This is a genomic window from Lysinibacillus sp. FSL M8-0337 (assembly GCF_038593855.1).
Lineage (GTDB): Bacteria > Bacillota > Bacilli > Bacillales_A > Planococcaceae > Lysinibacillus > Lysinibacillus sphaericus_D.
In genome coordinates this window covers 496,510-517,859 of sequence record NZ_CP151996.1, presented here as the reverse complement: position 1 = coordinate 517,859, position 21,350 = coordinate 496,510, and the positions used below count along the sequence as shown (strand labels likewise).

The following is a 21,350-nucleotide window of genomic DNA, read 5'->3' as shown; positions in this document are numbered from 1 at the left end:
TTTTTCTATAAGCCTCTGAAAAGAAATTTCAGGGGCTACTATTTTTGCCCCGAAAGCGAAGTGCAACGTAGCGGCAGGGGCACTTTTTTCTATAAGCCCCTGAAAAGAAATTTCAGGGGCTACTATTTTTGCCCCGATAGCGAAGTGCAACGTAGCGGCAGGGGCACTTTTTTTCTATAAGCCCCTGAAAAGAAATTTCAGGGGCTACTATTTTTGCCCCGAAAGCGAAGTGCAACGTAGCGGCAGGGGCACTTTTTTCTATAAGCCTCTGAAAAGAAATTTCAGGGGCTACTATATTTTGAACCGAAAGCGGAGTGCAACGTAGCGGCAGGGGCACTTTTTTCTATAAGCCTCTGAAAAGAAATTTCAGGGGCTACTATTTTTGCCCCGAAAGCGAAGTGCAACGTAGCGGCAGGGGCACTTTTTTCTATAAGCCCCTGAAAAGAAATTTCAGGGGCTACTATTTTTGCCCCGATAGCGAAGTGCAACGTAGCGGCAGGGGCACTTTTTTTCTATAAGCCCCTGAAAAGAAATTTCAGGGGCTACTATTTTTGCCCCGAAAGCGAAGTGCAACGTAGCGGCAGGGGCACTTTTTTTCTATAAGCCCCTGAAAAGAAATTTCAGGGGCTACTATATTTTGAACCGAAAGCGGAGTGCAACGTAGCGGCAGGGGCACTTTTTTTCTATAAGCCTCTGAAAAGAAATTTCAGGGGCTACTATATTTTGAACCGAAAGCAGAGTGCAACGTAGCGGCAGGGGCACTTTTTTCAAAAAGAGGCTGGTACAGTTGTTGTCCGCTACGGCGGTGCTTTCCGCTCAGCACTGTAAGCCGCAACCCTCGCTACGCGCGGAATGCCCGCGTCTAACATTATGTGCTGTTCCCGCCGGAGTCACCACCTCCGCTACCAACAACCAGTGAATACTTCTAATTTTTTAATTGCAAAAGCAAGAATAGCTAAGGTCTCCATATAGCAAAAATTTGAACACCTTTCCTCTGTTCCTTAAATTTTTTTAGTTATGTCCCAGCCTACCATAAGCTGCAACCCTCGCTAACGCGCAGAATGCCCGCGTCTTACGTTCTGTGCGTTCCCGTAGGAGTCACCGTCTTCGCTACCATCAACTTGTGCAGTCTGCAAAGTTTTTTCTATTGCAAAACAAAGTAAATCAAAATTATAAATTCCATAGTTATGTCTGAGCATCGTATAATTTCGAATGAAAGTCTAGTGCAAAACAGTTAGGTAGCATTATTTATTTACAACAAGTATAAAAAAACAGGCGGTGTTTGCCACTGCCTGCTTAACTATGTTTTTAACGTTTTATTTACTTCGTCACGTACTTCAAAAATATCAAACGGCTTCGTAAAATATCGTATTGCCCCTAATTCCAATGCCTCCTGAACAACATCTAATTCACCGTATGCTGTCATCATAAAGACAGGTAATTCGGGCCATTTCTCTTTTAAACGCTTTAAGATTTCTATGCCATCCATGCCAGGAATCTTCATGTCTAGCAATACACAGTCTATCGATTCTTCCTCTGCATAACGTAGTGCCTCAGCGCCATTCGCTGCTAAATATGTAACGTAACCTTCTTTTTTTAATACCTCATTTAATAGCAAACGAATTCCCTGCTGATCATCAACAATTAGTAATCGTTTCACATTGCATTCCGCCCTTTTTGAATTATTATTCTTGCACAAAAAGATCTATATATGTAATATTCTCCTTTTACAGCTTAATACCTTCTAGTATTATAAATTATCTACTCTTTTGCTTTATGCTTCACACATCCATATAATATTGATTGAGGTGGAATCATGTCAAAAATTCTAACAACACAGTTGAGCGGATTATTACAAAGAATAACACAAAATGAAGAAGAAGCTATTGAAGAAACAGCACGATTACTTGCACAAGCTGCGATAGGCGAAGGCAATGTCTATTTTGCTTGCTTTGGTGAAATGCAAGTTGTCGAATTAAATGCACTTCAAGGTGTTGAGCGTTTTTCTAAGCTCCTCCCTTGGAACGAAGATACAGTCGTTAGCGAAGCAGATCGTATTTGTATTTTTACACGTAGTGCACATGATCAAGAAGCATTAGCGTTGGCACAAAAATTGAATGCTCAATTTATACCGTTTGCAGCAGTAGCGAGTGAAATAGCCAATAACGAAAATCCATTAGCCGATTTAGCGTATACATATATCTCCACTCGTATGCGTGGTGGTTTAATGCCTAATGATTTAGGTGAGCGCATTGTTGTACCGCATGCAATTGCTGCACTGTTCATTTATGAAGCTGTAAAAATTATTTATGATGAAATGCTTGGCTTGGATGAGGAACTGTAATCGTTTTTTAATATGCAAACTAAAACGCTAAAAACAAAAGGATGTCTCGTTATTACGAGACATCCTTTTTACTATTATTTAAATGTTGCACCGATGAAATCACGGAATAATGGTTGTGGACGGTTTGGACGTGACACGAACTCTGGGTGGAATTGGCATGCTACGAAGAAATTGTTTTCTGGCAGCTCAATAATTTCCACTAATTTTCCATCCGGGCTTGTTCCTGAGAATACAAGACCTTCTGCTTCCATTGCTTCACGGTATTCATTGTTAAATTCATAACGATGACGGTGACGTTCATAGACAAGCTCTTTGCCATAAGCATCACTTGCTTTTGAGCCTTCTTTTAACTTACATGGATATAAACCTAAACGTAATGTTCCACCAATATCTACGCTATCGTTTTGATCTGGTAGGAAATCAATAATAGGATATTGTGTTTCTGCATCAAGCTCTGTAGAATGTGCTCCTTTTAAGCCTAATACGTTACGAGCAAATTCAATTGTTGCTAATTGCATACCTAAGCAAATTCCTAAGAATGGTACATTATTCTCACGAGCATATTGCGTAGCTAAAATTTTACCCTCAACACCGCGATCACCAAAGCCACCAGGAACTAAAATAGCATCTGCATCTTTAAGTAACGTTACAACATTATCTGTATTTACATGCTCTGCATTAATCCAATCAATATCAATATCAGAGTTAAACGCATAACCCGCATGTTTTAACGCTTCTACTACTGAAATATAAGCATCTTGTAGCTCAACATATTTACCTACTAATGCCACTCTGCGTTTATTTGGTAGGCTCTTCACTTTTGCCACAAGGTCACGCCATTCTTCCATATCTGCCTCTGGTGCTTCAATACCGAAATGATCAAGTACGATATCATCGAAGTCTTGTGCATGAAGATTTAATGGTACTTCATATAAATGTTCTGCATCACGAGATTCAATAATTTCGTGAGGTTGAACGTCACAGAATAGTGCTAGTTTTTCCTTCATTTCTTGTGGCACTTCTTGTTCTGTACGCACAACGATAATATTTGGTTGAATCCCTAAAGAACGTAATTCTTTAACAGAATGTTGTGTTGGTTTTGTTTTTAATTCACCAGCAGCTTTAATGTAAGGAATTAGTGTACAGTGCACATACATAACATTGTTATGGCCTAAATTTGTTTTCATTTGACGAATAGCTTCTAGGAATGGTAGTGATTCGATATCTCCTACAGTTCCCCCAACCTCTGTAATAACAACATCTGCGTTTGTTTCACGTCCAGCACGTTGGATACGATCTTTAATTTCATTTGTAATATGAGGAATTACTTGGACTGTTCCACCGTTGTAATCACCACGACGTTCTTTTTGTAAAACAGATTGATAAACGCGACCAGATGTCACAGTTGAATGTTTCCCTAGATTAATGTCGATGAAGCGCTCATAGTGACCTAAGTCTAAGTCAGCCTCAGCACCATCATCTGTTACAAATACCTCACCATGTTGATAAGGACTCATTGTACCTGGGTCAATATTGATATATGGGTCAAATTTTTGAATTGTGACTTCTAACCCACGGTTTTTTAATAAACGCCCTAGAGATGCTGCAACAATCCCTTTTCCAAGTGATGACACTACCCCACCTGTTACAAAAATATACTTTGTCATGAAAAATTCCTCCTTATGTTGTTCTAGATCTTGTTAGTAAAAAAAGTATATTGCGTCCATCCAATGTTACTTACGTTTACCGATTCGCCTAATTGCAGGAAGGTAATGTAAACGTTCAATACTGTTATGGACCTGAATAAGAAACATCTATGCTTTCCTATCCCTAAAATAAGAAAAGCCGAGAATGCCTACATAAGATGCAGTCAATTCGAAGCTGTAATCGTTTCTATCTCTTTTTTACTTTCCTTTTCTACATTGTCCTTCATCGTAAAGTGATTCATCATTTGCTCACTTGTGAGCAATTCAATTATTCCTTCACTAGAAGCACTAACATATACTCAGTCATCGATTTACTATACAGAATGAATAGTTCGCAACATACAGCTTGCTATCCTTATCTATACGTATGGGAGTGCTTGACTGAATATTGATCAATTACACACGCGGCGTATGCGTCCAGATTTATTTAAACCTGCTTAAAAAGCGGCTATTAAAACTGCACCATCTGCCAAAGCCTTTAACTTTATTCCGCTTCCTAAAAGCAAGTTAAAAACAAAAAAACGCCCCTCCTGCATAGGTTTGCAGGGGGAGCGTATTATATACACGGTCTTTCTCCTTTTTTTAAGGAGCCCAAGTAAAAGATTAAACGTAACCGTGATAGAAGTCAAGAATTTTTACTACACGTAAAAAAGTAAGAAAATTCAAAGCATGTTTATCTTACACTTCTTCCTCTTCTTCTTCTTCAAATTCTTCATCATCTTCAATGAAATCTTCATCAATTTCTTCATCAATATCTTCTATATCTTCTTCATCAAAATCGATATCTTCTTTTTCCTCGTCGATTTCTTCTTCAACAAACTCTTCATAGTCTTCATCGAAGTCAATATCATCTTCTTCTAAATCTTCTTCTAAATCCTCTTCATCATCAAGAGCGGCTTTAGATTTTTTCTTATGTGTTTTCACAGAAGGAGCTGTTTCTTCTTCGATTTGTTCAACTTTAAACCATTCACGTAAGCCCCAACCAGTTTCTTGATTGAATAAGAAACGTCCATCTACGTTCATATCAGTGTAGAATTGTAGTAGGCGTGATTTTATTTCTTCATCACTGTAGCCAACAAGCTCTTTAATAATTGTAAGCAGGTCATTAAATGACACTGAAGCACGTTTTTCTGTTAAAATTGCATAAGCTAAGTTAATTAACGATTCTTCCGCTAATTGTTCCTTTGTCATTTCACGAAAATTCAATTCGTGCACTTCCTTCCTCTCATCACAATGGACGTTTTAAAATTAAATAGTGCTTTATTTTCGGAGCGCAGCTAAAAAAGACCGCACAAAAGTAACTTTCCATACCATAAGCATAATACCCATTATATACAATGTTTTAGTCTCTTTGCTACCTTCAATTACTGTTTTTTATATTACACATTTTTTTTATCCCTAGAAAAAACAAATATATCGATAATAAAAGTAAAGGAATAGCGCCAACTTGCTTATTATACAGGAAAATGACTCCTAATACTAAAGCTAAAACAATAATGTAGTGAATAATTGATTTCATCCTCTACTGCGCCCCCCTCTTTTTTACATTTCTATTATAACGAAAATAAAAAGAAGTGCCTAATCGTATGACTAGACACTAAAAAATCAGCAGTATTTCAGATAAACTAGCATTACCGTTCCTCTATAAGCAAATTCGTAATCTTTTGATTTACATATTGCGACGGAATTGTCCACCGACTTCATATAAAGCCTTTGTAATTTGTCCTAGACTCGCTACTTTTACAGTTTCCATTAGCTCTTCGAAAATATTGCCATTGTTTACAGCAACCTCTTGTAAGCGTGCTATCGCTGCTTCTGTTGCCCCCTCATGCTGTTGCCAGAATAATTGTAAATTACGAATTTGTGTTTCTTTTTCTTCTGATGACGCACGAGCAATTTCCATATTGTCAATCGCATCATCTGTCGGCGGATTCGGGTTTAAGTATGTGTTAACACCGATGATCGGTAATTCACCTGAATGCTTTAACATTTCATAATGCATGGATTCTTCTTGAATTTTACCTCGTTGATATTGGGTTTCCATCGCACCCAATACCCCGCCACGATCATTAATACGGTCAAACTCTTCTAACACAGCTTCCTCTACTAAATCCGTCAATTCCTCTACGATAAATGCACCTTGTAATGGGTTTTCATTTTTCGCTAAGCCATGTTCTTTTGTAATAATCATTTGTATCGCCATTGCCCGTCGTACAGATTCCTCTGTTGGCGTAGTAATGGCTTCATCATATGCATTTGTATGCAAAGAGTTACAATTATCTTGCAATGCCATAAGCGCCTGTAATGTTGTACGAATATCATTAAAATCAATTTCTTGAGCATGCAAACTTCGCCCAGAAGTTTGGATATGATATTTAAGCTTTTGTGCACGGTCATTTGCACCGTATTTATCGCGCATTACAACTGCCCAAATGCGACGTGCTACCCGGCCAATTACCGTATACTCCGGATCTAAACCGTTTGAGAAGAAGAATGATAGATTTGGCGCAAAATCATCAATATTCATACCTCGGCTTAAATAGTATTCTACATACGTAAAGCCGTTTGCAAGTGTAAATGCGAGCTGTGAAATTGGGTTTGCTCCTGCTTCGGCAATATGATAGCCCGAAATAGAGACAGAATAGTAGTTACGCACTTTTTTGTCGATAAAATATTGTTGAATATCGCCCATCATGCGAAGCGCAAATTCCGTAGAGAAAATACATGTATTTTGCCCTTGGTCTTCTTTTAAAATATCAGCCTGTACTGTACCACGCACAACCTGCAATGTTTTCTCACGCGTCTCTGTAAATTCTTCAACTGTTAAAGGTCTTCCTAGTTCTTTTTCTCGTAATTGAACTTGCTGATCAATAGCTGTATTCATAAACATCGCCAAAATAATTGGCGCTGGTCCATTAATTGTCATAGATACAGAGGTTGAAGGAGCACACAGGTCAAAGCCAGCATAGAGCTTCTTCATATCCTCAAGCGTACAAATTGAAACACCTGATTCTCCCACTTTACCGTAAATATCTGGACGGTAATCAGGATCTTCACCGTAAAGCGTTACCGAGTCAAACGCAGTTGATAAACGTTTGGCATCATCATCTTTCGATAAATAGTGGAAGCGTTTATTAGTACGTTCTGGTGTACCCTCGCCGGCAAATTGTCGTTTCGGATCTTCTCCTTCACGCTTGAACTGGAATACACCTGCTGTATAAGGGAATTCTCCCGGTACATTTTCACGATACACCCAACGTAAAATTTCACCGTAGTCTACAAACTTCGGCAATACAACTTTCGGTATTTTTGTACCGGAAAGACTCGTTGTCGTTAAAATTGTACGAATTTCTTTATCGCGCACTTTGGTTACAAATTCATCCCCAGCGTAGGCTTCTTTCAATGCTTGCCAATTATCTAAAATGCGCTTCGATTCTGCTGTTAATTCATCTCGGACACCTTCCGCTAAAGAAGTAAGTGATGCGACAAGGGCATCATCTGGCGCCTTTTCCTGTACTGCCGCGATAGCTCCTTCTAATTGGAATAAACGACGAGCAAATGCCACTTGCTGCTCTGTTTTTTTATGATAGCCACGCACTGTATCAGTTATTTCACGTAGATAATAGCGACGATCGTTCGGAATAATAACATCCTGTTTTTGCGTTTTGGCAAATTGTTCATAACCTGTTTCCCAATCGCTTCCTGTTTTTTGGTTAATAATATGAACCAATGCAGCAAATAACGCATTCGTTCCTTTATCATTAAATTGACTGGCAATCGTGCCGTAAACAGGCATTTTATCGATTGGTTCATCCCAAAGCTCTCGAGAACGTTGGTATTGCTTCTGTACTTGACGTAGTGCATCTTCTGAGCCTTTTCGTTCAAATTTATTGATGGCAATGACATCAGCAAAATCAATCATATCGATTTTCTCAAGTTGTGTCGGTGCACCAAATTCGCTCGTCATTACATACATGGATAGATCAGTGAATTTTGTAATTTCTGCATCACCTTGACCAATACCACTTGTTTCAACGATGATTAAATCATAGCCTGCCACACGTACGACATCTAATACATCCCCAATAGAAGCCGAAAGCTCCGTACGAGAACCACGTGTTGCTAAACTTCGCATATAGACACGATTATTGAAAATAGCATTCATACGAATACGATCTCCAAGTAATGCGCCACCTGTTTTTTGCTTTGTTGGATCCACCGATAAAATAGCTACACGCTTTTCTGGGAATTCTTTTAAAAAACGACGGATAAGCTCATCCGTTAAAGAGGATTTACCAGCACCACCTGTACCTGTAATCCCTAAAATCGGTGTTCCTTTTGAGCGTTTTCGTGCTTCCTCTAGCATTCTTTTCGTTTCATCATCATTATTCGATTCAGCTGCTGTTATTAAATTTGCCAAAATTTCTGGTGTTTCAGTTGTTAAAGCATCTAGCTTTTCTAAATAGTCACCAGTTGCAGTTGGAAAATCTGTACCTTTAATTTGCTCATTAATCATCCCTTGCAACCCTAATACACGACCATCTTCTGGTGAGAAAATACCTGCAACGCCGTAAGCATGTAATTCTTTAATTTCACGTGGCAAGATAACACCGCCACCGCCTCCGTATATTTTAATATGCGGTGCACCTTTCTCACGCAGTAAATCATACATATATTTAAAGTATTCCATATGGCCGCCTTGATAAGAAGATACAGCAATACCTTGCGCATCCTCTTGAATCGCAGCATTTACAACTTCTTCTACAGAGCGATTATGGCCCAAATGGATTACTTCCACACCGCTCGATTGTAAAATCCGTCGCATAATATTGACCGAAGCATCATGACCATCAAAAAGACTTGATGCTGTAACAAAACGTACGTGATTTTTTGGACGATACACTTCTACCTTTGTCATATGAAACCCCTACTTTCTCCCCTTAGTAAATCTTTTCATCAATGTTTGCATTTAGTTCATCATTTAAAAAGTACGAACACAGAACCATTTTGCTTCATACCGATGCTTTGCTAGCAAGCAGTGAATCACTGTTTAATGCCAGCTTCCACCCTGTTCAAATGAAAAATCGACACATTGTATGGGCTTTCATGAGCCTAGTGAAATACCACCAGCTCTGTGCCATACGCCATTATAAAAAAATCGGTAATTGCAATGTCGCATTATGCAATTACCGACAAACCCCTTTGGAACTTATTAAAACCCCTTAATGCCTGAAATGAACAATGTTGTTTGCATTTCAATATACTCGTCAAGCGTATGTTGACGGTGAAGCGCCCATTTGCGGAACGCCCAGCTTTGACCTTGAACAACTAAATTATTTGCTGCTAAATGAATTTGCTGATCAGTCATTGTTAGTTCCCCTGACTGCACGCACCGTTTTAACAATCGTTCAAAAGTAGCAACCATTTCAAACTCTTTACTAAAAACATAACGCTGTGCTTCTTTTGATAATGATTTCGTTTCCTGATACATGATTGTTAATTCATCTACCATGCTATCAATTTGTAAAAAATATTCACGAATCATTTCTTTTAACTCTTCTATCGTTCCTGCCTTGATCTCATAGCTTGATAGACGTTCCATCGCATGGTGGTAGATACTATCACAAACGAGGTATAGTACATCTTCTTTTGTACGAATATATTCATATAATGTACCGATACTAAAACCTGCTGCTTTAGCAATTTCCCTTGTGGTAGCACGATGGAAACCTTTTTCTTTAAATAATTTAATAGCACCTTGAATCATTTGTTCTCGGCGAATGGCAATGAGATTTTCGTCTTTCACGGTTGACTGAACTTGGGGTCTTTTGTTCTTTTCTGTCATAGATTATTTCGTCAACATACGCGAGATAACAAGACGTTGAATCTCTTGTGTACCCTCGTAAATTTGAGTAATTTTCGCATCACGCATAAAGCGTTCTACTGGATAATCCTTCGTGTAACCATAACCACCAAAGACTTGAACTGCCTCAGTTGTGACGCTCATTGCTGTATCACCAGCCATTAACTTTGCCATTGCTGATGCCTTACCGTAAGGAAGATTGTTTGTTTCTAACCAAGCAGCTTGGTATGTAAGCAGACGAGATGCTTCAATGTGCGTTGCCATATCCGCTAATTTAAAGGACACACCTTGGTTTGCAGTAATTGGCTTACCGAATTGTACACGCTCTTTGGCATATTCAACCGCAGCATCTAAAGCACCTTGAGCAATTCCTACTGCTTGAGCTGCAATGCCGTTACGTCCACCATCAAGTGTTGTCATCGCAATTTTAAAGCCGTCTCCTTCAGCCCCAAGTAAGTTTTCTTTTGGTACACGGCAGTTATCGAAAATAATTTCTGTTGTCGGTGATGAACGAATCCCTAGTTTTTTCTCCTTTTTACCAACTGAAAAACCTGCAAAACCTGCTTCAACGATAAAAGCAGACGTGCCATTTTTCGCTTCTGGGTCTGTTACTGCAAATACGATATATGTATCTGCTACGCCACCGTTTGTAATAAAAATCTTTGAACCATTCAGAATATAATCATCGCCATCGCGTTTTGCATACGTTCTCATACCACCAGCATCCGAACCCGAACCTGGCTCTGTTAAACCATAAGCACCGATATGTTTACCTTCTGCCATTGGTCGCAGGTACTTTTGTTTTTGTTCTTCCGTACCAAATTTATATAGCGGCCAACCAGCTAAAGAAGTATGAGCGGATAATGTTACCCCTGTTGAAGCACAGACACGAGATAATTCTTCAACAGCAATGACATAGGCAAGGTAGTCAAAGCCCGCACCACCATATTCTTCTGGCCACGGAATCCCTGTTAAGCCTAATTCAGCCATCTTATCAAAAATTGCACGATCAAATTCTTCATTTTCGTCGCGTTCTGCGGCTGTTGGTGCTACCTCGTTTAAAGCAAAATCGCGAATCATTTCACGTAATTGTTCATGTTCTTCTGTTAATTGAAAGTTCATTGTCCATTTCCCCTTTAATTTTAATGAAGTTCGCCTGTTCCTTTAGTAAATTGCCTATAAATACGTGTGCATAAACTAAGTTTTACGATGTTGGCACTCTACTAAATTAAATATTTACTAATCACTAGTTTTTGAATTTCACTTGTACCTTCGTAAATTTCTGTCACTTTAGCATCACGGAAATAACGTTCTACTGGGTAATCCTCGGTATAGCCGTAGCCACCAAAAATTTGTACAGCTTCAATCGCTGTTTGTACAGCTGTTCGAGAAGCAAAGAGTTTAGCCATTGATGCCTCTGCTCCACACGGTAAACCTTTGGCACGTAAATCAGCTGCACGATAAACAAGCAGTTTTGCCGCTTCTACAGCCGTTGCCATATCGGCTAGCTTAAAACCGACTCCTTGCTGTGCTGCAATCGGTTTACTAAATTGCACACGCTCTTTGGCATAAGCAGTCGCTGCTTCAAGAGCTGCTTCAGCAATTCCTAAAGCTTGTGCTGCGATTCCTATACGCCCAACATCCAAATTTGCCATCGCGATTTTGAAGCCTTCTCCTTCTTCCCCTAGAAGATTAGCAACTGGTATTCGACAGTTATCAAATGTTAATTGGACCGTACGTGAACCATGTAGGCCCATTTTGTGTTCATCCTTACCTATAATTAGGCCCGGCGTACCCTTTTCAACAATAAATGCTGAAATGCCACGTGTTTTAGCAGCTTGATTAGTTGAGGCAAAAACAATATAAACATTAGCTTCGCCTCCGTTTGTAATAAATACTTTTGAGCCGTTAATGACATATTCATCACCATCACGTACTGCTTTTGATTGTAAAGAGCCTGCATCTGAACCCGCACTTGGCTCTGTTAAACAAAAAGCCCCTAAATATTCACCTGCTGCTAACTTCGGTACATAACGTTGTTTTTGCTCATCATTACCAAAATAAATAATAGGGTTTGTACCTACAGACGTATGTACTGATAATATAACACCCATTACTGCGCTCACTTTTGATAATTCATTGATTGCGATAATGTACGAAGTAAAATCCATCGCAGAGCCACCTAGTTCTTCTGGGGTTGTGATGCCCATTAAACCTAATTTACCCATTTGTGTAAGCAGTTCACGCGGAAACTCACCAGCCTCCATACGTTCTACCCAAGGTGCGATTTTCTCCAGTGAGAAATTGCGCACCATATCACGCATCATTAATTGCTCATCTGTAAATTGTAAATGCATCTATAATGTCACCCCTCTATGCTGTCACGTAGCATTACACATTAACTTACTTTTAACAACAGCCCTCAAAATATAACGACTAGCTAAAGTAAGTTAAGACCTTGGCGGCTATCACAACTTTTATTGAGCATACACCCAAAAATCTGGACACCATTACGCCTAGGTGTAATTATTCTGAATATCCCATCCCCATAGGACTATTCGTAAACGTAAAAGCCTCTTCCTGATTTTTTACCAAGCCAACCTGCTGCTACATATTTGCGTAATAAAGGACAAGGTCTGTACTTACTATCACCTAGGCCCTCATGTAAAATTTCCATAATAGATAAACATGTATCTAAGCCGATAAAGTCTGCTAATGTTAATGGCCCCATCGGATGATTCATGCCTAGTTTCATCACATCGTCGATCGCTTCTTTCGATGCGACTCCCTCATATAGTGCATAAATTGCTTCATTAATCATCGGCAGTAAAATGCGGTTTGCAATAAAGCCTGGGAAGTCATTTACTTCCACTGGTGTTTTTGCTAACTTTACAGTCATTTCTTCCACAGCTTTATACACCTCGTCAGCCGTCGCTAAACCTCTAATAATTTCGACAAGCTTCATCACAGGTACTGGATTCATAAAGTGCATCCCAATTACTTGCTCTGGTCGATTTGTGACTGCCGCAATTTCTGTAATCGGCAGAGAGGATGTATTTGTCGCCAGGATAGCGTGAGCAGGTGCAATTGTATCTAATTGCTTGAAAATGGATTGCTTCACTTCCATATTTTCAACTGCTGCCTCGATAATAATATCAACATCACTAGCATCCTTTAAATCTAGTGACATCTGAATGCGACTTAGAATAGCCATTTTTTCATCTGCTGTTTTACGACCCTTTTCAACATCACGTGTTAAGTTTTTTGTGATAACGCTTAATCCACGCTCAAAAAATGATTGCTGTATATCATTCAATAACACGTCATAGCCAGCTTGTGCACAAACTTGGGCAATCCCTGAGCCCATTTGCCCTGCACCAATTACCATTACTTTTTGAATTCCCATTATTCATGTCCCCTTTGTTTTGGTACTTCAATCATTATGGCATCGCCTTGCCCGCCACCTGAACAAATTGCCGCAATACCGATTCCACCACCACGGCGTTTTAATTCATGTGCCAGTGTTAAGATAATGCGTGCACCGGATGCGCCAATCGGATGACCTAGCGCTACTGCACCACCGTTGACATTTACTTTTTCTGCATCAAGGTCTGCCAACTGGTTGCTAATAAGCGCTACTGCTGCAAAAGCTTCGTTGATTTCAATTAAATCGATATCAGCTAATGATTTCCCCGTCTTTTTTAGTAGACTGTTAATCACAAGACCAGGTGTTTGCGGGAAATTTTCTGGTTCAATTGCCAGTTCTGTATGACCGATAATGACAGCAAGTGGCTCCCTACCTTCCCGTATTGAACGGTCTTCATTCATGATGACAAGAGCACATGCGCCATCATTGACACCTGGTGCATTGCCTGCTGTTATGGAACCATCCTTTTCAAAGGCTGGCTTGAGCTTAGAGAGCACTTCCTGTGTAGTGCCAGGTCTTGGTGCTTCGTCGGTATTGACTACAAGTGGATCACCCTTACGTTGTGCGATTTGTACAGGTACAATTTCCTCGGCAAAATAGCCTTTTTCAATAGCTGCAATCGCACGTTCATGACTGCGGACAGCCCACGCATCTTGTTCTTGACGACTTAAGGAAAATTCACTAGCTGCCTTATTACCGTAGCTCCCCATAGGTGGTCTTGACTGATTAAAGGCACAAGTTAAACCGTCATAAAGCATGCCATCTACCATTGTTGAATCGCCCATTCGTAAACCTGTGCGACCATTTTGAAGATAATATGGTGCATTTGACATTGATTCCATACCGCCAGCAATAATTACTTCTTCGTCCCCTAAACGAATTAACTGATCGGCTAATGTTACTGCGCGCATCCCCGACGCACAAACTTTATTGATCGTTTCAGTTTTGACTGCTACTGGTAATTCTGCCTTCAGTGAAGCCTGTCTCGATGGTATTTGTCCTTGCCCACCTTGTAAAACTGACCCTAAAATTACTTCACCTACTGCATCTGGAGCGATATTTGCCTTTTCTAATGCCCCTTTAATGGCGATAGCACCTAAGTCACTGGCGCTAAGCGTGGAAAGTGAACCACCAAATTTACCAAATGCCGTTCTTGCCCCTGCTAATATTACAGCTCTATTCAAGTAAAACACCCCTTTTGTTTTACGTTACTCGAAGAAGTATCAAAGCAATCATTGTTGACTGAACGCTCGCTCGACTCTTCTCGATAAAAAATGGGAGTTTTTTAATAACTCCCATTTCCAATTAATCTTATTCTACAAAACAATTAATTATTGTGCAATTTATATTTTTCAGATAAAGAAAATATTTCTACAATAATTATCATTTCTCTGCGTTTAGCTCTTCATTCTTGTCTCGCTCTTGTGAGTCAACAGATGCTACCACTTCTTCTAGCATTTCTTCTGTTAGTTCATCAACATTGTTTGCAACAGTTTTCACTTTTTCCCCAAACACAGAGCGTTCTAGTAATTCTGCTACATCGAATGTGCTAATAGTATCTTCAACCTCTTTTGCCTTTGTACCGTCCTCTAACATTGTTAAACAGTATGGGCATCCTGAAGAAATAACTGAAGCATTTGTTGCTAAAGCCTGCTCTGTTCGCGCTACATTGATACGATTGCCAACATGCTCTTCCATCCACATTAAGCCACCACCTGCGCCACAGCACATGGCTGTTTCACGATTGCGTTCCATTTCCACCAGCTTCACACCTGGAATGCCTCGTAAAATTTCTCGTGGCGCATCGTAGACATCATTGTAACGACCTAAATAACAAGAGTCGTGGAAGACAATAGTTTCCTCTACTTCATAGTTCAGTACTAAACGATTTTCTTCAATCAACTGATTTAGTAATTCCGTATGGTGATAGACTTCGCCTTTCCAACCAAAATCTTGATATTCATTTTTAAAGATATTGTATGCGTGCGGATCAATTGTAACGATTTTTTTGACATCATTTTTCTCAAATTCATCAATATTGGCTGTCGCTAACTCTTGGAATAAAAATTCATTGCCTAAACGACGTGGTGTATCCCCAGAGTTTTTCTCTTTATTTCCTAAAATTGCAAACTTCACACCCGCTTCGTTCATTAGACGGCAGAAGGCTAATGCAATTTTTTGAGAGCGATTATCAAAAGCACCCATAGAGCCTACCCACAACAAGTACTCCATTTCCTCGCCTGATTTTTTCAGTTCTTTCACGGTTGGAATATTGATTGTTGGGTCTAAATCACGCCAGTTTTCTTTTTCTTTTCGATTTAGTCCCCATGGATTGCCTTGGCGTTCAATGTTTGTCATTGCTCGCTGTGCATCTGAGTTTACTTTCCCTTCCGTCATTGTTAAATAACGACGTAAGTCAATGATTTTATCGACATGCTCATTCATAACAGGACATTGATCTTCACAGTTACGGCAAGTCGTACATGCCCAAATCTCTTCCTCTGTAATTACATCCCCGATTAATGATGGACTATAAATATCCTCAATTACTGCACCTTCAGCACCTGCTGCCATTGCAAGCTGATTGCCCTTTGTATTTGCAAAAAATTGATAAGGCACCCACGGTTTTTGCTTTGTTACAACCGCACCCGTAAATGTTAAATGATCCCGAAGCTTGACGATTAAATCCATCGGTGAAAGCATTTTGCCAGTTCCTGTTGCTGGGCACATATTGGTACAACGGCCACATTCTACACAAGAATATAAATCTAGCATTTGTTTTTGCGTAAAGTCTTGAATACGCCCTACCCCGATAGACGGGATATCTTCTTCACTTTCAGCATTTTCTCCAGCTTCCTCTAGCGCCTCGAAGTCAATTGGCGTTAACGTACCTGTGCGATCTAAGCGGTTCATATACACATTGATTGGGCTGACAATTAAGTGGAAATGCTTCGATTGCGGTACATAAATTAAAAACGTTAATAATATTAATAAATGAGCCCACCATGCTATATAGAAAACAGTTGCTGCTGCAGACGTTGGTAAAAAACTAAAAATCGCTGCAATGCTAGAAGCAACAGGCTCTGTGTACGTTAAACCTTCGCCATGCCAGATAAGACCCATACCGTTTGCCAGCAATGTTGAAAGCATTAAGCCACCAATAAAAATCAATACAAGACCATTTTTCCAGCCTCGTTTTAGACGTACTAGTTTTTCCACATAGCGACGATAAAATGCCCAGACAACCGCCACTAAAATCATTAACACTACTAGCTCTTGGAAGAATGTGAATACACCATAGAATATGCCAAGTGGTAAATGAGAGCCTGGTACTAACCCCTTCCAAATTAAATCGATAGCCCCTAACTGAACCATTAAGAAACCATAAAAGAACATCACGTGAATTAAACCACTTTTAGGATCCTTTAACAGCTTATTTTGACCAAACACATTCACCATTAAATAACGAATGCGTTCTTGGACACTTTCATCAAACTCAACCTTTTTCCCCAATTGCACAAATTTATAGCGTGTTTTTAACAGATAGATAAATAACCCTACTGCATAAAGCACAACCACGACTGTTAGAACAATGTTTGCAATTACTAATGGACTCATGGTTGGTCCCCCCTTTAGTTTGTCGTAAATTTTCTCTCTTTGTGTTAATATTTCTAGCTCAAACGTAAATGTATGACATTTCACCACTATATCCACATTCTAATAAATGAGTGAGCATTCAGTCAACATAAAACGAAAAAATTTCTGATAATTTTATATTCTTACATTTTATAAGAAAAAAAGCTACCCTGATTTTTACTTTCGGAGTAGCTTTTTGCATTTAAATTTATCGTTTTATCTTCAATTACTTGAATTCATCGTCATAAATTCCGCTTAAAATATTTATTTTAAAAATGATTCTTTTTTCGCATCGTTAGGCTCAAATCTTTTGTTTATTTGCTGTTATGCGTTGCTGCCTTCTTCTCTACTTAAGTTATTTTTTAAAGACATTGCCACTACGAATATATTCAATATCAGGTAAGTTTAAACGTGCATTCACAACACGTGCTGCGGCAAATAAATAATCTGATAAACGATTTAAATATTTTTGTACAATAGTCGGTACATCTTCAATTTCTTTCATTAGTGTTACCATTTGGCGCTCTGCTCGGCGTGCAACTGTACGTGCAATGTGTAATGTTGCAGCGGCCGGCGCTCCACCAGGTAAGATAAATTTCTCTAATGGTGGCGCTTCGTCAGACAATGCATCAATACGCACCTCTAGTACTTCAATCGGTGCTTCAGTTAACTTATAATGACGTTCCTTCATGACGTTCGCTAAATCACCGCCTGCATCAAAAAGCTCATGTTGAATCGTTTCTAAATCCACTAAAATATCTTTAAATAACGCGCGATCTAATTCACTAACAGCCTTGCCGATAAATGAGTTTAATTCATCAATTGCTCCGTATGTTTCCACACGTAGACTATCTTTGTCGACACGCCCACCAATTAAGCTTGTTTTCCCTGTATCACCTGTCTTTGTGTAAAGTTTCATCCTGTTCCACTCCTATGCTTTATTTTTATAATTTTGAATTGCTTGCACCGTCGTCTCATAAACACCTTTACCAATAATCTTACCAACAGCCGTAATTGGTCCACCATAGCGCATTTCCTCGCCCTTTTGCGTTGCCGCAATAAGCAAACTATCCGTCGCAGTACCGGTCGCAATCGTATCAGTTAGATGATCCCGAATATTTTCTGATTGTAAAGCCTTTGTTTTAGCTTCATTTGCAGTCATCAATGCTTGAAAAAATGCCTCTTCCGATAAACAGCCATTGATGACAACCCACGTATTGATAGTACCAATATATGGCGTATCCTGCCGTTCGTGTGTACGAGAGACATCTACAGCATTGCCCACACCTGCCGTTACTACGACAAACACACTCCCAAAGGCAGTGCTATATTCATTAAGTGCAAACAGTTGTGTAGGAACAGCCGTTAACATAACAACTGTGCTTGTCGGTGAAAAATGCTCCCTTTGTAAAAAGTCCGCCACTTCTTGTTTAACATCACTAATAACATAATCTCCTGGCACTGAACGATTTAATAGACAGTCATACCATCCTATACCAGGATTATGAACAGCCGAAGAAACGGTTTTTAAAGGAATAGTTGATTTTAGTTGAATATAATCTGGCGTTACACAAAAATCTTCTTTTACTATGTCAGCTCGTTGCTGGTATTCATTGGTTGATGGCATAATTGTAATTTGCGGTTTCGGTATTTCAGGGTGGGCATAGGTTGTTACCCGTGCCTGATATACATCCTCAATTTGTGAAGCTATTAACACCTTATGTGGTACACCTAAAGCACGCACAGAGCCGCTCTCCATTAACAATAATTCATCACAATAAAGAGAGGCTAAGTTCATGTCATGTAGCACCATAATAACGGTTAAACCGCACTCGATTGCTTCTTTGCGCACCATATCCAATAGTTGACGTTGATGAGCAATATCTAAGTGATTGGTCGGCTCATCTAGCAATAATACTTCTGCTGTTTGCGCCAAAGCTTGCGCAACAAAAACCCGTTGTTGCTCGCCACCCGATAGAAACTCCATCGATGTATGCTCATAGCGTGCTACCCCTGTTTGGTCCATAGCATATTGAACAGCTCGTTCATCTTGCTCTGACCAATTGGAAAAAAAGCCAGTTTGATGCGGATAACGACCGAGCGATACCGCTTCCCGCACGGTATTTGAAAATGCATTGGCATGTAATTGTGGTAAGACGGCCATCTTTTTCGCCAGCGCGCGCGGGCTATAGTGTTTAATATTTTTGCCATCTAAAAAAACCGTTCCTGCTGTTGCAGGCAATAGGCCGCTAATGACTTTCAATAATGTCGATTTGCCACTACCATTCGGTCCTAAAATGCCAAGGATTTTCCCCTTTTCAACGGTAAAGCTAACATCTTTGACGATAGGTACGTCCTCATAGCCACCCGATAGGTGTTCGACGATAATCATACACGTACCCCCTTGCTTCTACGTTGCTTATAGAAAATATAAGAAAAGACAGGCGCACCAATAAATGCAGTAATAACGCCTATTGGTAATTCACGTGGGATAATGATTGTCCGCGCCACTAAATCACAAATAATTAACAATGTTGCGCCATTGATAAATGATAACGGCAATAGATGACGGTGATCCGAACCCCAAACCATACGTGTCATATGTGGCACAACTAAACCGACAAAACCGATTGTTCCAGAAACAGCAACAGCCGCACCAGTCAGCATGGAGCCCCCTACTAAAATTAAATATTTACTACGCTTTACATTGACACCTAAATGCTTCGCACGTTCTTCTCCGTATAATAGAACATTGAGCTCTCGTCTTTGCGTCCACAGAATAGCAGAACCTATAACAACAAATGGTGTAATCATCTGCACATACGGCCAGCCCCGCATTGATACTGAACCAAGCAACCAGCCTATCACTTGGCGGAGCTCTTCACCTGATAATGCAATCATTAAGGAAATAAGAGACCCTAAAAAAGAACTAAAAATAACCCCTGTTAAAATAAGTGTTTCCATTTTCAGTGCGCGGTCGACTATTCTGGCAAAGCTCATGACAGCTACCATTGTTAGTACCGCACCCACCATACTAAGCGTTGGTAATGCATACAGTCCGACAACAGGCATCGAGATACCAAAAAATAATGTCACCACAGCACCTACTGACGCTCCCGAAGATACACCTAGCGTATAAGGATCTGCCAATGGATTCTTTAACAATCCTTGGAAGGCTGCCCCTGCAATCGCCAACGATGCGCCAACAAGTCCTGCCAGCAATACGCGTGGCAACCTAATTTTCCATAAAATATTAGCGGCTGTTTCATCTGCCGCCCTATTCCAAAATACTTCAAATGGAATATGAACCGAGCCTATTGATACGCCACACCAGATGCTAACAAGAAGTAACGTAATGGCTGTAATATAGGCTAAAAATGCTCTACTCACTCGAAAGCCTCTGGATAGATAGCTTTCGCTAACTCTTCAAGCCCATCTGCTAAACGCGGGCCTTGACGACTTGTTAAATTTTCATCTACTTGTACAATTGCTTTATTTTTTACAGCTGTAATAGAATCAAAGCCTGCACGTTGTGGAATTTTCGTTAAAATATTTGGCACATAATCGTATGTGACAACGATGACATCTGGATTTTTTGTAATAATTTGCTCCGCATCAATTTTGAACCAACCAGTTGTATCAGCTGCAATATTTTCAGCATGAATCATATTTAGCATTTCCTGCATAAATGTATCCTTACCAGGTGTGTAGATTTCAGGCTCATCTGACGTTTCGACAAAGACTTTCTTTGGTTCCACATCTTGCAATTTCGCTTGGATTTCTTCCACTTTGACTTTCATATTAGCAATAATTTTTTGTGCCTCCGGTAACTTACCAGTTGCGCGTCCTAATTGCTCAATCGTCGTATAAGTTTCATTAAAATCGCTTGCATTCGCCACTACAAATACCTTTACACCCGCTGCTTCAAGCTGATCCATCGCTCCATCTAAAGAAGCCATTCCTGATTCATGAGCAAACACAATATCTGGCTGTAAGGCGATAATTTGTTCAATATTGAATTCCATACTTCCGACTTTTTCTTTTTTAGCTGCCTCCGGTGGATAATCATCATAATCATTGACGCCGACAATTTCATCATCTAGGCCAAGCCCAAATAATATTTCTGTATTACTCGGAATAAGAGAAACAATTTTTTCAGGCGGTGCTTCTAGCACGATATCTTTGCCAGTAGCATCTTTTATTGTCACTGGAAATGTTGCTTCTTCTTGTTTGGTTACTTGTTGCTCCTGCTGTTCTGATGTAGATTGCTCGTTTTTCGGTTGTGCTCCACATGCTGCAAGTAAACCCATTGCCAAAAATGCTGATAATCCTATCTTCCAATACTTTTTCATTGAGAATCCTCCTTAGATTGTA

15 protein-coding genes are annotated in these 21,350 nt (G+C 39.7%); 1 reads left to right on the top strand and 14 read right to left on the bottom strand.

Annotated elements, in window-relative coordinates:
* Positions 1-1,300: 1,300 nt before the first annotated feature.
* The gene (locus MKY08_RS02370) at positions 1,301-1,660 is read right to left on the bottom strand and encodes a response regulator (protein WP_024362880.1); all 360 of its coding nucleotides are present in this window, start codon (positions 1,658-1,660) and stop codon (positions 1,301-1,303) included.
* A 156-nt stretch (positions 1,661-1,816) separates the two neighbouring features.
* Between MKY08_RS02370 and MKY08_RS02365 the strand changes: the two genes are divergently transcribed.
* Complete coding sequence (locus MKY08_RS02365; protein ID WP_069512835.1) at positions 1,817-2,344, top strand: DUF2529 family protein; 528 nt, start codon at positions 1,817-1,819, stop codon at positions 2,342-2,344.
* Positions 2,345-2,418: 74 nt separating this feature from the next.
* On the opposite strand, the gene MKY08_RS02360 is transcribed toward MKY08_RS02365, so the two are convergent.
* The 13 genes from MKY08_RS02360 to MKY08_RS02300 form a co-directional block, all read right to left on the bottom strand.
* Positions 2,419-4,011: a CTP synthase gene (locus tag MKY08_RS02360; protein ID WP_069512836.1), complete on the bottom strand. Its 1,593-nt coding sequence runs from the start codon at positions 4,009-4,011 to the stop codon at positions 2,419-2,421.
* A gap of 717 nt (positions 4,012-4,728) precedes the next feature.
* Entirely contained in the window at positions 4,729-5,256 is a 528-nt protein-coding gene (rpoE, locus tag MKY08_RS02355; protein WP_176723217.1) for a DNA-directed RNA polymerase subunit delta, read from the bottom strand.
* Positions 5,257-5,719: 463 nt separating this feature from the next.
* Positions 5,720-8,968, bottom strand: coding sequence for a fused isobutyryl-CoA mutase/GTPase IcmF (gene icmF / locus MKY08_RS02350; protein WP_069512838.1), 3,249 nt, complete (start codon positions 8,966-8,968; stop codon positions 5,720-5,722).
* A 294-nt stretch (positions 8,969-9,262) separates the two neighbouring features.
* Positions 9,263-9,895, bottom strand: coding sequence for a TetR/AcrR family transcriptional regulator (locus MKY08_RS02345; protein WP_024362875.1), 633 nt, complete (start codon positions 9,893-9,895; stop codon positions 9,263-9,265).
* 3 nt (positions 9,896-9,898) lie between these two features.
* Positions 9,899-11,035 carry an acyl-CoA dehydrogenase gene (locus MKY08_RS02340; protein ID WP_069512839.1) on the bottom strand — a complete coding sequence of 379 codons (1,137 nt, stop codon included), beginning with the start codon at positions 11,033-11,035 and terminating at the stop codon, positions 9,899-9,901.
* A 101-nt stretch (positions 11,036-11,136) separates the two neighbouring features.
* Complete coding sequence (locus tag MKY08_RS02335; protein ID WP_069512840.1) at positions 11,137-12,270, bottom strand: acyl-CoA dehydrogenase; 1,134 nt, start codon at positions 12,268-12,270, stop codon at positions 11,137-11,139.
* 197 nt (positions 12,271-12,467) lie between these two features.
* The gene (locus tag MKY08_RS02330) at positions 12,468-13,319 is read right to left on the bottom strand and encodes a 3-hydroxybutyryl-CoA dehydrogenase (RefSeq protein WP_024362872.1); all 852 of its coding nucleotides are present in this window, start codon (positions 13,317-13,319) and stop codon (positions 12,468-12,470) included.
* Positions 13,319-14,524: an acetyl-CoA C-acetyltransferase gene (locus MKY08_RS02325; RefSeq protein ID WP_069512841.1), complete on the bottom strand. Its 1,206-nt coding sequence runs from the start codon at positions 14,522-14,524 to the stop codon at positions 13,319-13,321. Before MKY08_RS02325 ends, MKY08_RS02330 begins: the two co-directional genes overlap by 1 nt.
* Positions 14,525-14,723: 199 nt before the next feature.
* Positions 14,724-16,958 carry a heterodisulfide reductase-related iron-sulfur binding cluster gene (locus MKY08_RS02320; protein ID WP_069512842.1) on the bottom strand — a complete coding sequence of 745 codons (2,235 nt, stop codon included), beginning with the start codon at positions 16,956-16,958 and terminating at the stop codon, positions 14,724-14,726.
* 373 nt (positions 16,959-17,331) lie between these two features.
* Positions 17,332-17,895: a cob(I)yrinic acid a,c-diamide adenosyltransferase gene (locus MKY08_RS02315; protein ID WP_069512843.1), complete on the bottom strand. Its 564-nt coding sequence runs from the start codon at positions 17,893-17,895 to the stop codon at positions 17,332-17,334.
* A gap of 12 nt (positions 17,896-17,907) precedes the next feature.
* Entirely contained in the window at positions 17,908-19,368 is a 1,461-nt protein-coding gene (locus tag MKY08_RS02310) for an adenosylcobinamide amidohydrolase (protein ID WP_069512844.1), read from the bottom strand.
* Positions 19,365-20,366 (bottom strand): iron ABC transporter permease, encoded by a 1,002-nt coding sequence (locus MKY08_RS02305; RefSeq protein ID WP_069512845.1) that lies wholly within the window; start codon positions 20,364-20,366, stop codon positions 19,365-19,367. The genes MKY08_RS02310 and MKY08_RS02305 overlap by 4 nt, the downstream gene beginning before the upstream one ends.
* Positions 20,363-21,328, bottom strand: coding sequence for an ABC transporter substrate-binding protein (locus MKY08_RS02300; RefSeq protein ID WP_069512846.1), 966 nt, complete (start codon positions 21,326-21,328; stop codon positions 20,363-20,365). The genes MKY08_RS02305 and MKY08_RS02300 overlap by 4 nt, the downstream gene beginning before the upstream one ends.
* Positions 21,329-21,350 lie beyond the last annotated feature (22 nt).